16 protein-coding genes are annotated in these 12,552 nt (G+C 47.8%); 3 read left to right on the top strand and 13 right to left on the bottom strand.

Translation table 11 applies throughout. The features are described from left to right. Positions 1-194: 194 nt before the first annotated feature. Positions 195-863, top strand: a complete 669-nt coding sequence (locus ACLGLO_RS05120; protein ID WP_492127843.1) for a dolichol kinase — start codon at positions 195-197, stop codon at positions 861-863. A 37-nt stretch (positions 864-900) separates the two neighbouring features. Here the strand turns inward: ACLGLO_RS05120 and ACLGLO_RS05115 are convergent, their stop codons facing one another. Then, positions 901-2,388 (bottom strand): oligosaccharide flippase family protein, encoded by a 1,488-nt coding sequence (locus tag ACLGLO_RS05115; RefSeq protein ID WP_492127842.1) that lies wholly within the window; start codon positions 2,386-2,388, stop codon positions 901-903. A 6-nt stretch (positions 2,389-2,394) separates the two neighbouring features. Beyond that, positions 2,395-3,066: a phosphatase PAP2 family protein gene (locus ACLGLO_RS05110; RefSeq protein WP_492127841.1), complete on the bottom strand. Its 672-nt coding sequence runs from the start codon at positions 3,064-3,066 to the stop codon at positions 2,395-2,397. A 62-nt stretch (positions 3,067-3,128) separates the two neighbouring features. On the opposite strand from ACLGLO_RS05110, the gene ACLGLO_RS05105 reads away from it, so the two are divergent. Next, on the top strand, positions 3,129-4,055 hold the full coding sequence (locus tag ACLGLO_RS05105; protein ID WP_492127840.1) for a hypothetical protein: 927 nt from the start codon (positions 3,129-3,131) through the stop codon (positions 4,053-4,055). A gap of 243 nt (positions 4,056-4,298) precedes the next feature. On the opposite strand, the gene ACLGLO_RS05100 is transcribed toward ACLGLO_RS05105, so the two are convergent. After that, positions 4,299-4,856, bottom strand: a complete 558-nt coding sequence (locus ACLGLO_RS05100) for a hypothetical protein (RefSeq protein WP_492127839.1) — start codon at positions 4,854-4,856, stop codon at positions 4,299-4,301. A 93-nt stretch (positions 4,857-4,949) separates the two neighbouring features. Between ACLGLO_RS05100 and ACLGLO_RS05095 the strand changes: the two genes are divergently transcribed. Continuing rightward, positions 4,950-5,924 carry an SIS domain-containing protein gene (locus tag ACLGLO_RS05095; RefSeq protein WP_492127838.1) on the top strand — a complete coding sequence of 325 codons (975 nt, stop codon included), beginning with the start codon at positions 4,950-4,952 and terminating at the stop codon, positions 5,922-5,924. A 21-nt stretch (positions 5,925-5,945) separates the two neighbouring features. Here ACLGLO_RS05095 and ACLGLO_RS05090 read toward each other — a convergent pair whose 3' ends face one another. From ACLGLO_RS05090 to ACLGLO_RS05045, 10 genes are all read right to left on the bottom strand, one after another. Next, positions 5,946-6,695: an RNA-guided pseudouridylation complex pseudouridine synthase subunit Cbf5 gene (locus ACLGLO_RS05090; protein ID WP_492127837.1), complete on the bottom strand. Its 750-nt coding sequence runs from the start codon at positions 6,693-6,695 to the stop codon at positions 5,946-5,948. 21 nt (positions 6,696-6,716) lie between these two features. Beyond that, entirely contained in the window at positions 6,717-6,989 is a 273-nt protein-coding gene (locus ACLGLO_RS05085; RefSeq protein WP_492127836.1) for a tRNA pseudouridine synthase A, read from the bottom strand. A 117-nt stretch (positions 6,990-7,106) separates the two neighbouring features. After that, positions 7,107-7,397, bottom strand: coding sequence for a 50S ribosomal protein L14e (locus ACLGLO_RS05080; protein WP_492127835.1), 291 nt, complete (start codon positions 7,395-7,397; stop codon positions 7,107-7,109). A 350-nt stretch (positions 7,398-7,747) separates the two neighbouring features. Continuing rightward, positions 7,748-8,308 carry a (d)CMP kinase gene (gene cmk / locus ACLGLO_RS05075; protein WP_492127834.1) on the bottom strand — a complete coding sequence of 187 codons (561 nt, stop codon included), beginning with the start codon at positions 8,306-8,308 and terminating at the stop codon, positions 7,748-7,750. Positions 8,309-8,539: 231 nt separating this feature from the next. Beyond that, positions 8,540-8,833 (bottom strand): 50S ribosomal protein L34e, encoded by a 294-nt coding sequence (locus ACLGLO_RS05070; protein WP_492129145.1) that lies wholly within the window; start codon positions 8,831-8,833, stop codon positions 8,540-8,542. 38 nt (positions 8,834-8,871) lie between these two features. Further along, positions 8,872-9,489, bottom strand: coding sequence for an adenylate kinase (locus ACLGLO_RS05065; protein WP_492127833.1), 618 nt, complete (start codon positions 9,487-9,489; stop codon positions 8,872-8,874). A gap of 30 nt (positions 9,490-9,519) precedes the next feature. Next, a complete protein-coding gene (gene secY, locus ACLGLO_RS05060) occupies positions 9,520-10,905 on the bottom strand; it encodes a preprotein translocase subunit SecY (protein ID WP_492127832.1) in 1,386 nt (461 codons plus the stop codon). Positions 10,906-10,921: 16 nt separating this feature from the next. After that, a complete protein-coding gene (locus tag ACLGLO_RS05055) occupies positions 10,922-11,377 on the bottom strand; it encodes an uL15 family ribosomal protein (protein WP_492127831.1) in 456 nt (151 codons plus the stop codon). Between the two features lie 12 nt (positions 11,378-11,389). Further along, on the bottom strand, positions 11,390-11,899 hold the full coding sequence (locus ACLGLO_RS05050; protein ID WP_492127830.1) for a 50S ribosomal protein L30: 510 nt from the start codon (positions 11,897-11,899) through the stop codon (positions 11,390-11,392). A 13-nt stretch (positions 11,900-11,912) separates the two neighbouring features. Next, positions 11,913-12,551: a 30S ribosomal protein S5 gene (locus ACLGLO_RS05045; RefSeq protein ID WP_492127829.1), complete on the bottom strand. Its 639-nt coding sequence runs from the start codon at positions 12,549-12,551 to the stop codon at positions 11,913-11,915. Between the last annotated feature and the right edge of the window lies 1 nt (position 12,552).

Raw genomic sequence — 12,552 nt, 5'->3', positions numbered from 1 at the left:
CGAAGATATAAAAATTTTACAATTTTACAACGGAAAGCCTCGCCCTTTAGGGCGGGCAGGAGGTCAGTTGTAAAATTGATAACTTGCTTTTAAGTGAGAAGAAGCTCAGAACAATTATGTTTCTTTGAAAAAAGTCAGATATCTTCCAAAATTATTTATAGTCGCCTCAATTGAAAAGTGCTTTTGGTGTCGTAATGATAGTGACTATGCAAGCACTGGTGCATGACATTGCTGTAGCCATGGTACTGCTGGTCTACAGCGCCTTCATTCTTTTCTTCGTAACGAAGAAGCTCTATTCCTTTTTCCTCAAAAGAGGATTGAATGAGAGGAGGGCTGCATACTTCAACAGGAAGGTGGTCCACATATCGATAGGAGGAGTCGTTTCCGCAATAATTCCGTTTATATTCTATTCCCCAATAGTTCCAGCAGCCGCTGCCTGGATCCTCGGCTTCTTCCTCCTCTATAGAAGGAAGTCTGGTTCTCTCATGTACTGGTTTCAGGTCAGGGAGAACGCTTATGAAGTTAACTTTGCCTTCGCCTGGGGTGCCGCAATACTCTTCCTCTGGCCAGCCCTTGGAAACCCTTTTGCAGCTATGCTCCCCCCAATGCTCGTAAGCTTTGGAGATGGGGTGACTGGAATAGTCAGGAACCTCCTCGTCGGCAAGAGGACTAAGCACTGGGCTGGAAACCTCGCCATGGCACTCCTCATGGTTCCGGTCGGCTATGTATATGCAGGTTCAGTCGGAGTGATTGCTTCGCTGGTGGCATCTTTCATTGAGAGGTTCGAGTTCGGAATCATCGATGACAATGTGCTGATAGTCCTTTCCTCCAGCCTGATAATTTTCGCTGCAAAATTTCTATGATCCAAGAGAGTGTTTCTCCTCTACCCTCTCAAACTATTTATTCGAAAAGAGGTTCGAGGATGGGCCTTAGCCTCAGATAGAGGAGCGAGGCCCTCTCTCTTCCAAACAGGGCTCTCCCGATCTCTCTGATGTCCTCCAGCGTTATTATCTTCGCCTTTATGTAGATGATGTAGGAAGCCCCCAAAATTAGCATGGCAGCAGCCCAGTTCAAATGCGACAGAAAGCAGAGCGTTCCCAGGCTATAGGGGATAGCGAGAGTGAGTAGTGTAACCCTTCTGCTAACGAATATTCCCTCTCTCCTAGCTCTGAAGTACAGGTAGGCTGTGCCGATGGCAGTTCCGATTACAACCGATGCTGCTACTCCTCCCCCACCATACCTGGAGGTCAGCAAGAAGTAGAGGATCACCCTCGGGACGTTGGCAAAGATCCCGCTCAAGAATATGACCCTATACATCCCGTAAGCATAGAAGAGGCTCGTTACGAAGCTGGAGTAAGCTACCAAGGGGGAGGAAGACAAAAGAATCACAAGGGGGAGCCACCCCGAGGATAGGCTCTCTCCGAAGAAGCTCAGGAAGAGATTGGGGTAGAACATAACATAGACTCCAATGGGCATCATCAGAGCTAAGCTCAGCCTGAAGACCCTGGCTCCAACTCTCTTTCTCCCGTCTTCAAGGCCGCTCAGCACTGGGAGGAGGAGGCCGTTCATTGTATTGGAAATCATCAGAACGACGTTCGCAAGCTGGGATGCTATATAGTAGCTTCCAGTTTCAAGGCTACCTGTAGAGCCGTATAGAATGAGCACCCCCAGCCACTGTCCCAGAGTCGAGATGAGCCCTGGAGCCCAGCTCGGCACTCCCGCTCTCAGGAGATCGCGGAGCTTTTCAACACTGAATGAAGGATTGAATCCAATAACCTTGACCGACTGAAATGCGTTGAGCGCTCCTTGGAGGAGAGAGTTCATCATATAGCCAACAGCAACTCCCTTCCATCCATATCCAAGCTTGAAAAGGGCTATTCCTAACACGAACTTTACAGTAATGGAGATAACGACGGAGTTGAAAAACATCCTCGTTCTCAGCGCGCTTTGAAGGAAGGAGCTGAAGCTGCCCAAGAACCCGATGAAGTTGAAAATTGCGGCGAAGAGCATCATGCTCCTGGAGTAGCCATAGATCCCGGGAAATAGGTATCCAACCGCGAGGATTGAAGCGCTCCCAATGCCGTAGACAATCATTGAGAAGAGAGATGCTGTCCAGAGGTATTCAGAAGCGCATTTCTTGCCATCATCTCTCCTGCCTAGGCAGTACCCAGTGAACCTGCTCAAACCAACATTCACACCGAGGTTTATGATCCCCCCAACGAGCGAGGAGAGGCCCACTATAACCGAGAGTATGCCTACGATCTCCCCCCCTCCAAGCCTTGAAATCACCATCCAGAAGAAAAAGCCTTGCAAGTTGCTTATTATCGAAGAGAGGTAAAGCCAGAATGCTCCTGAGACGACTCTCCCGAGCTGGCCTCCCTCGCTCAAAGGTCATCACTTCTTTCCCTGCAGAAAAGCTTGCTTAATTATCCTCTTCTCATCCCTCAGTATATACCTATAAGCCTTCTCAAGGTGAGGAGAGGAGGCCTCTACTGCCAAGCTACTGCTCAAACCCAAGAATATTCCGACGAGCACATCGCTGAACCAGTGAACAGCAAGAACTATCCGTGTGAAGGCAATAATGATGACGTAAAGCCATGAAAGAAACGCTATCAATCTATTCTGCTTAGATAAAAAATAGGCAACGACAGAGGCCCTCGATGTGTGCCCGGAAGGAAAGGAGTATATGTCAGACAGGAGCGCTAGAAGGGAAGACGTTGCGACTTGTGCTTCTCCAGGCCTAGGGACTGCTGTGAAGTACTTTATGAGAAGGGTCAAGAGAGAGACGAGCACCAGCGATGAAATGAAGTTGAGGAGATTAAGGGAGAAGCCCCTCAGTTTGAGGAGCTGATATATCCCTATCAGGGCTGAAGCCACCAGAACGAAGTATATGCTTGCTGTCTCCGTTATAATCTTCACAGCGAGGTTGTTTGTCCCCGTAAAATGTGCATAAACCTCCTGGTCGATCGACTGAAATCCCCCAGCTATTCTGATGAAAATGAGCAAAGCAGTTATCAATGTGAAAAAGAAAAGCTCTAAAAGTAGCTTTCTATTGCGGCTCTCCAAATCAATACCACCTGGACTCGGCACATTTATTTTTTTCGAGGATTATTATACTCTGACCTGAAATGATCGAGATCGGCATTAGAGCAGGAAAAGAGATCGTTGAGGAAATTGCTAGACGGGATCCTTCGGAAGAGTGCAGAGCGCATGTCTTTGATTTTCCGTCCCAGCTGTTCGGTCACAGTATGCAGGGGACGATTCTGAGCGAAAGCCCCCTCGCACACATGATCGTTTCAACCGGTTCAAAGTGCGTCGTAGCTCTTTCTCCAACTCTGTGGGTTTCGGAGCTGTCGAACATATCAGTGTTTCTCGAGAGGAGGTTCGGAATATTCCGCGCATACTTGACACATGATAAGGGGGTGCTTTTCAAAGCTCCTCGCCTGGAGGGTAAAGGATGTTTAGCCTTTTTGAGCGACCCCAATTTTCCAACCGGAAAGGCTCTCTCTTCCTCAGAAATGGAGCTTATAGCGGAATCTTTCGATGCTGTTATAGTTGATGCCACATACTCTTTTCTGAGCAGAGGAAGCGAAGGGAAGTTCGTGAGGAAAGAGCAAATGGAAAGCCTCATAGCTCCGGGAGGCAGAAAGGCTTTCATATTCCTGAGGCTGCATGAGATCTTCGCTGCTCCAAGATACCCGGCTTTTCTTGTTATAGCTGGATCTTCCAGGCTTATGGAAACCTTCCTGATGATGGCGGGATGGAAGAGAAATGGGATAGCATGCGCCTATAGCGAAGTTATTAAAAAAGAAAAGGCTGAAGTGTTGCTGAAGCAACATGCGGATGAGATGCTCAATATCGCCGAAAATCTCAAAAAACAGGTAAGAGACGAAGGCTTTGAAGCATATGGTTCTGATACTCCCTATTTCCTCGCAAAAGGGATCCCATCAAACAAGAGAAATTTCGACTTTGGAGCAATGAGCCTTGAAAGCTTTGAAGGAATGGATCCCGGTTTGAGGCTATTGTACCCCAGAAAGAGCAAAGTCTTGAGATAGAGCGGAAAGCCAATTATGTGTTCTCCAAAGTGAAAGAATTTCCATAGTGCTTTCTAACTCCCTTAAGTTCACAGATTGCCAAAAAACTGAATAAGTGTTCACCATTCTTGCTTTGCATTCTGAAAAGAGGCTTTTTCATCCAAATTTACTAACCTAACCCCACTCATAGAATTAAAGGTATCGAAAACCAACTAAAAGTACCGTGAGAGGGGAAACGCTTAGGCAAAAACTCTTTAAAAAGAACTATTTGCTTTTTTTCTGAACCTTCACTGTTCTGTGTTTTCTCCTGATTGGCTTTTTCAGCTGAGTCCTCGCTCTTTTCTTCTCTTGAGTCTTATGCTCGTGCTCATCTTTGCTGTTGCGTGGCTCTTCTGCTTTGGAATCTTCCATTTTTTCTATGGGGTATTCCACACTCTGTGGGGCGTTCTCAAAAACAGCATTGGAAACATCAATGCTTCTTCCTCCGCTTCCCTCTGAAGGCTCTGCAAAATGCTCTTCATGAACCCCCGTTTCTGGTATGCTAGCTGCTCTCTCCAGCTTTTCAGACTCTTCCTCGATAGCGATAGCTTCGCTACCCCTGTCTCCCTCACCCTCAACCGCGATTTCCCCTTCAACTTCCTCCTTTCTTGTCCAGCTCCCCAAAGACCAGTTTACCGCCGCTAAAGCTATGAGGGAGAAAAACAGGATCCCTCCTACCATCCCGGCAGAAATGTTGAGCTCCAGAACTACTATGAATGAAGCCGCCGCCAAAACCATTGAGATGATGACCAAAAGCTCTCTGCTCTTCTGAAGCTTTTCCATAACGCTCAACTCTTGAGATTAATATCGCTAGATTTTTAATATACTCGATTGATTTTTAGGATGGAACTGAGTATATAAGGGGTCGTCCGTCCTTTGAGCGGAGATGCATTCTATTCAAAGCTGAACGAGTGGAGAGCTCTCGCTCTCAGAGGCATAGAGTCTGCCGAAAAAACCAATTGCGAAGCAAGCAACCATATAAAGAGAGTCATCGTAGTTGGCATGGGAGGCTCGGGAATAGCTGGAGACTTCCTCGCAGATCTCAGCTATTACTACAGCTTTCCCTTCGAGGTTTTGACGATCAAGGAGGACCACGTTCCGTTTGAACCGAACGACAGCGACCTCTTTTTCCTGATCAGCTACTCTGGCAAAACTCTTGAGGCCCTCTCAGCTTACAGAGAAGTCAGAGGGCGCAGCAAAATTGTGGCTGTCAGCAGCGATCAAGGCTTCCTTAAGGAGGTCTCCTCAAGTGGGGGGTGCTCTCTGAAGCTGACTGAAGGCCTATTCCCCAGGTTCGACCTTCCCGAGATCATCTTCGGCATCTCTGCGCTACTTGGCTCAATGACTGGCTTGCGGGTGCTCTCGAAAGAATCGCTCGCGGACTCCATTTCAGTCTTGAGCGAAGACTATTCAGAGGAGGCAGACCATATAGCCAGAAAAATGCTGGGATGCGTGCCTGTTCTCATAGCATCAAGGCCCTATATCTCAGTAGCTCTGAGGATGAAAAACGATCTCGCGGAAAACTCGAAGCACTACTCATCGGTGGAAGCCTTGCCTGAAGCTTCCCACAACACAATTGAATCGTTTCATCAGCTCAGCGAAGGGCTCTGCCCGTTCCTGATCTCAGGAAGGCTGTCCGAGAGCAACATATTCGTTTCATCGTTTCTGAAAGCAGTTCCGAGAAGCGTTGAAAAGATCCGGCTTAAGGGGTCCGGGCTCCTGAGTGAGCTTCTCTACGGATATGCCCTCTCTATGATGGTGAGCCTCAAGCTGTCCAGCTTGAAGGGAGTCGATCCCTACAGAACGCAGCTGATAGATAAATATAAATCGGCACTGAAGGAAGAGCTCTAGGGGATGCTGCATGCGTGCTTCCTACCAGTTCTTCGGATAGAGATTTCTGTCCACAACGACCGCCTTCATCTTGGCAACTGGCTTCTTTTCCTTCTCAGCCTTCTGGAAATCCTTTCTGAGGACCAAAGCTGTTCCGATGAGCTCACCCCTGGCGCTAAGTACTGCAGCAGTTTTTCCCTGCTCCAAGTCATCTGTATAAGCAATGATCCCTTTTCCGCCCAGCATAGCTCCATGAGCTAGGGCAGAAACAGCTGTATCTTTCACAACAATGAGAGGAAGACCGCAGGAAAGGACTTCCTTGGGATATATCATTCTTTCGAGCATCTCTGCACTCCCCTCATTCTTCCACATATAGACTGCTTCGCTCACGTCCTGCATTCTCACGCTCATCTCCTCCGTGAATGGGCCCGACCTGGTTCTCCTTAGCTCTCTCATGTGCGCGCCAACTCCGATGACAAGACCCATATCGTGGCACAGCTTTCTCATGTAGGTGCCTGCATCGCAAAGAACCCTCATCAAGACGTGCCGTCCCCTCACCTCAAGGATTTCGAGCTCATGGATCCTCCTCTTCCTGACCCTCCTCCTTACATTGGAGCGAACAGGTGGCCTCTGATAGATTTCCCCAAGAAACTCCTTTGAAGCCCTCCTCACCTCCTCCTCACTCGCATCTCCATGGAGCTCCATAACGCACATGTATTCTTTCACGGTGTGCACTACTTCTGGCATAATCTTGGTAGCGCTTCCAAGGGCCACCGGCAGAACCCCGGTCACCTGCGGGTTTCTCCGGGACAGCTATCCCTCTAGAGTCCCGCCGTGACCGGCCCTCTTCAAGCCGAGCATCTTCTTCAGATAGGCGACCACTTCATGGCTGGTAGGTCCAGGCGGTTTATCGATGACTATGACCCCGCTCTCTAGCTTTTCCTCAAGAGTCTCCTTGCTGCTTGCTTCCAGAGGCTTCAGCACCAGAAACTTCTCCTCTTTTATTTCCCATTTCCTCTTCTTACGGCATAGAGGGAAGAGCTTCTGTTCTATCAGCTCGACAGCCCTTCCTGTGGTTTCCTCCATAGAATTGACCTCGCGCATCTTTTCTATTTCTTCGGTTAAAAAATGTCTCATTAATCTCAACAGTGTTTTCCGAGAATTTTAAGCATAAAAATTCTGTGGCTTTTCGGGATAGTTCTCTCAAATAAGTGAGGTCGAGATTTTCAGTCTCTCCCTCATGAAGGACGCCAGTCCAGCTGACTCGAGCGCCTTCTCAACATCTTCGTCGCTGGCCCCCCTCTCTATATTAATTTTCGCGTCTAGAGGCTCAATATGGTTGATGTTGGTCCTTCTCCTCCTCACGCCGGTCAGCTTCTTTGGACCGGTGACCACGACGAAGTTTTCGTCGATTATGTCAACGATCACGCATTTCCTTCCAGCTTCTCTCCCATGAGTCTTGACGCATATCCTGCCGATTTCTATTGCAGGCATCTTCTCAAACACCTTCGCTTCAATTTTTAGTAGCTCAGTAATCTGTTTCAAAGGGTTTGGATTATTAAATTTACTTTCTGAATGAAGATGTGCCAATCATGTTCTGCGGAAAGAAAGCAGGAAAAGAGATTTTCGGGCAGTGGATTAAGCGGGAAAAATCGATCAATCAACGAGAATAACTGGAAAGAAGAGCTTATTTTAATGAAGAAGCGCTACCGCTGGAGGTCCTTATTTTTATGCTGTGAATTAAATTATCTAAGTCGGCCATAGGACAGGTTAGAAGGATGCTTCCCTAATCTAGCAAGATCTAAGGATGTTGGTTATTGGTACTATTAAATCAGGGGAGCTCATTATGCTGGCTGAGATAACCTCTTTCTATAAAGTTCAACTGCCCTATCTATAATGGAATTCACGTCTTCAATCGTTAAAGCATCAGTATTGATGACGAGGTCATAGATGGAAAGGTCAGTTATGTCTATGCCGTAAAGTCTCCTGAACCTCAGTGCATGACTGTATTCCCTCTGAGCGGTTTCCATGAATACTTCCCTCTCATCCCTCCCCTCCCTAGCCGCTATTCTCTTCACTCTAGTTTTCAGGCTCGCGTAGAAGTAAATCTTTAGAGCTGCTACGTGGTTGAGGATCCAGGGAACAAGGTGCCCCTCGATAACCACATCTCCCTTAAGCGCTTCTTCCAAACTTCTCTTGTCAACATAGTAGTCAATCCACTTTTCCTTCTCAGCTAGCTTGTTTAGCTCCACCAGACTGACTCCTAGCTCAGAGCTCATTTCTCTGAATATTATGCCTGCGCTTTTGTACTGAAGGCCGAGGGCTTCAGCTATTCTTTTGGCATATGTCGTTTTGCCGCTGCCTGGAGGACCGCCTATCGCCACTACTCCCTTTTTCCCTCTCAAGCGCAAACTACCTCTTGAATGAAAAGAGCTCTAAAGAATTAGAAGTTAGAAAGGAAATTAAAAATGTGTGTGATCCTCTATCTTGACTTCTTCCAAAGCCTTAAGTCTCGAAGAAAAAGATCCATAACCATTAGCATATTTTATTAAAAACTCGTTCTACGGTGAATAACAATACTTATAGCTAACATGATATTATTGCCTTGTACAGAAAAACTGAATGCATTATCTGCTTCAAAGAGTGCGAGTTTCCGCTGCGAGGCTGATCCTTCTCGCTTCCATCTTGATCAGGTTGGATAGGCAGGTGTGGCAAATAGTTCCTCCAAATGTTCTGTTAGGTCTCTTTGAAGATCGGGAACCCTTTCTGAGCTCGACGCTGGAACCTCTCCACACTCCTCTCAGCGGTTTCCCGCAGATGCTGCAGACGGGAAGGCCTTTCTTCCTTTTTCTCAGGTGGACAGCAACTCTTCCCCCTGGGGTTCTAATTTTGATTCTGGCGTGAGTTGTGCTCCTCAGTGAAGGCCTCACCAAGGGGCAGCTCACCCCGTTTGTGTTGAAAGCTTCGTCTAAATGATATCAATAATCCTTAATATCGTCTCCGCCGCCTCTCTGGCTTTCCCCCTTTCATTTGCCACTTCAAGAACGCTGGCTCCTGACACGACCGCGCTCGAAATTGCAGCGATTTTAGCATAGAGCATGAGCTCTTTGACTTCTTCTATTCCTCTCTCCTGAATATCTCTTCTGTCCCTCGTTTTGTCCTCCCCTTGCCTCCTCACTATCTCTTCCGGTGGAGCCACTACAACAACTATCACATCGGGATTAAGCTCCTTCACTACGTGCTCAGGAAGACCTGGCCAAACTCCTGTGGATGTTTTAACAACTGCGTGAGTATCTACTATCAGAACGCCTCCATCTGTGAGCTTTTCCCTCGCTTCACTGGCTATATCTCTCGCTGCTGCCTGCTGCAGTGAGACCTGTGTTCTGTGAGAGAGCTTTCTTATCTGATCTCTCGAAGTTACCAAGCCCTTCGAGAGGGCCTGCTTCAGCATGAAGTCGCCAAAATTGGCAACATAGAACTTATAACCATCTCTCTCAAGCAGCCCGGTCAGCTCCTTGATCACAGTTGTCTTTCCGACCCCAGGAACTCCCGTAACTATGATTGTTTTTATTGCCCTGTCTTCCATATGGGTCACCCCATAAGCGCTAACAAAAACTCACTCTCCAATTATCCTGCTCAGCAATGGATATGCTTCCAATGCCCTCTCTCTGGCGATCATCGCATAGTACTGGTTGATTATACCAACTGCCAGCAGTATTCCCGTCCCAGATCCGTAAGCGCCGAATATATCGGCCAAAATCGCTATCAACGCAACTATGATGCTGCTGAGAACTGTGAGGGGGTAAATGTACTTTGCCAGCATTCTTTCAAATACCTTGGGATTCCTTCTCACTCCTGGGATATCAAGCTCTCCCTTTATCAACCTGTCCGCCTGCTCTGCTGGACCGAGACCTGCTATCTCAACCCACATGTATCCGAAGAGTATCGAAAGGGCAAGCCATGAAGCAACGAAGGAGATGAGCCTTCCTAGATCTGCTGCCGCTGAGCTGAAGCCCCTCGGAGGGCTGATATAGTAAGTCAGGGTTGTCAGTATTTGATAGCCCAAGTTCTGCGTCCCAGATATTGAGGCCAAAGCATTGGAAAACAGCTGAAAATCTGATACGATTATTCCTATCAGCAGTATAGGTATGTTGGTAACATAGAGGAACTGCAGAGGGATCTTGCTCCTTATGCCTCCATATTTCTGGGCCGTTACAGGGACTTCGACCCTCATGCCTTGCAGATAAACCAAGACGATAATAGTAATGATTGTTGCGATGAATCCTATGAGGTCTGGGAATCCGTTCCTCGAAACAATGCTCGTCAGGTTACCCTGTGAGCTCGCCTGAATTATGTACGGAATAAAGCCTACTTGCATGCTGTAAGAGGGGGTGTACCCGAAGAGGTCCCAGAACATGGTCTTTGCTACACCGGCCAAAATGAAGAGACTTATAGCGCTTCCTATCCCCCACCCTTTCTGAAGCATCTCATCGAAAACCATAACTAGATAAGTTGCAAACGTCAGCTGGAGGAGGACTCCTATTCTTATTGCCCATGACGCCTGGGAGCCAGTTATGGGGTTTCCTACATAAGGCCAGTACCTGCTTGCTAGGACATAGGCAAGAGCTTCAAAAACTCCAAAGAGAAGAGATAATGTCTTCTGAGCCTGAGTGAACAGCTTTCTGTCATCTGGATCGCTCAGATCCAGGTCTATCAGCTTAGCTCCAACCAGTATCTGGAGTATCAGACCACCAGTGACTATGGGGCCTATCCCCAGCTCCATGAGAGTTCCTACGTTAGCAGCAAAGAGGATTTGAAAAAGAGAGATCTGGGACTGCTGCGATACATTCACACCGTAGAGAGGAGTGTCGGCCATTATCAGATACAAAACTAACACAATTCCTGTTATAACAAGCCTCCTGTAGAGGCTCTGCTTCCTTGCCGGCTTGTGAACAGTTGGAAGGTAGTTAGCAATTGAGGCAAGCGCCTGCAGAATCCCCATTCAGGAACACGCTCGTTCACTGCCCTTTTTCTTCTTCTATCAACCGAATTTCTCCGCCGCTCTTTCCTATTTTTTCCGCTGCCTTTTTGCTTGAGCTGAGAACTGTCACCTTAACCGGGATGCTTATCTTCCCCGTCCCGAGCAGCTTATCAATTCCCATCTTCGTCAAGTCCACAATATAGGTTTCTCCTTCCTTGGTGTATTCTATCTTCCCCTCGAGAATCATTTCTTCAAGCTGCGAAAGGTTTATGCTCGTTCTCTCCTCCATCTTCTGATGCGGACTTGTGAAACCGTGCTTTCCTATCCATCCGGGAGCGTACTTCCTCATCCAGCTCTCCTTGTGCTTCAGCATTCCCGCTGCCCCCCTTCCTCCCTTCGAGCCCTTCTTTCTGTGCTGCCCTATCCTGCCCCAGCCCATTGTCCTCGTCCTTCCTCTCAGCTTCCTGCTCTTCTTCCTGAACCTGACAACCATTCTCAACCCACCTCAAATCATTCTCTGAATGAGCTCATTGATCGCCCTTCCCCTGTACCCCAGCTCTCCTCCAATTTCAAAATATCTCCTTGTGCTCCTCTTGAAACCACTCTTCGGAGGGTGGAGCCTGAACACGGGTTTTATCTTCTCCTGCTCATGGAGGTTCAGTTCCCCAGCAAAGATCTTCTTTGCCAGCTCTGCAACTGAATCAACGTTGAAGAGCTGCTTAACAGCTTCATCGTTCAGCCTCTTGTTGCCTGGAAGTCTTCCTCTCTTTCTGAGCACTTTCTCAAGAGTTTCCTCGTCTATCTCTCCCCACGTGATTAGATGCTTGACTTTGCTGAGCATCCCTTCCAATCCTGGAAGGTCTCTCGGATAAATTGACATAGTGTACTTCCTCGTGAGCCTGAGCAACCTCAGAGTCCTCTCTTCTTCTTCCTTGACATTCACTCTTCCCTTCAGCCTTATTATAGCGATGAGCCTGCCTTCTCCCCTCTCAATCGCCGTGGTTCCAGCCTCCATTTTTCTCTCCACCTTATTTCTTCCAATCCTCAACCGTGACGAACTTATATGTGTTCTTGAGTGCATTGTAGGTAGCTTTAGCGAAATTGTAGGTTGTTCTAGTCTCTCCGAAAGTCCTCGACCAGACATCTTTTATCCCTGCCATCCTGAGAACAGTCTTGGCTATGTCGCCCGCGACGAGCCCGGTTCCCTTCGGAGCAGGGTAGAGTACAACTTCGACGCTGCCGCTTTTACCTACAGTTTTGAACGGAACGCTGTGTGAAGTGCCGCAGAGGCACTCCCAACTGCCGCATCCTCTCCTGACCGGGACTATGTTGAGCTTCGCATTTATGATGGCCTTCTCAATTGAAAATCTGAGCTGCTTTGCTTTCCCTGTTCCGATGCCCACGAATCCATCGCCGTTCCCAACAACCACTACTGTCTTGAATCTCGAGAGCTCTCCAGCATCTGTCTGCTTTTGAACTATACCAACATCTATGACTTCATGCTGAAGGTTGGGAAGAAGAAAATCGACTATTTCTGGCTCCAAGATGGGAAGGTTCTGCTCGAAGAGCTCCCTCAAGCTCGTTATCCTTCCTTCTTTGACCATTCTGCCTACTTTAGTTCTCGGCACCCATTCTTCCAGAGACACTCTCTCACCTTCAAGCGACATC

It is taken from the genome of Fervidicoccus sp. SLHALR4 (assembly GCF_058692745.1).
The sequence above is the reverse complement of the archived record's forward strand: the minus strand, read 5'-3'. Positions and strand labels throughout refer to the sequence as shown.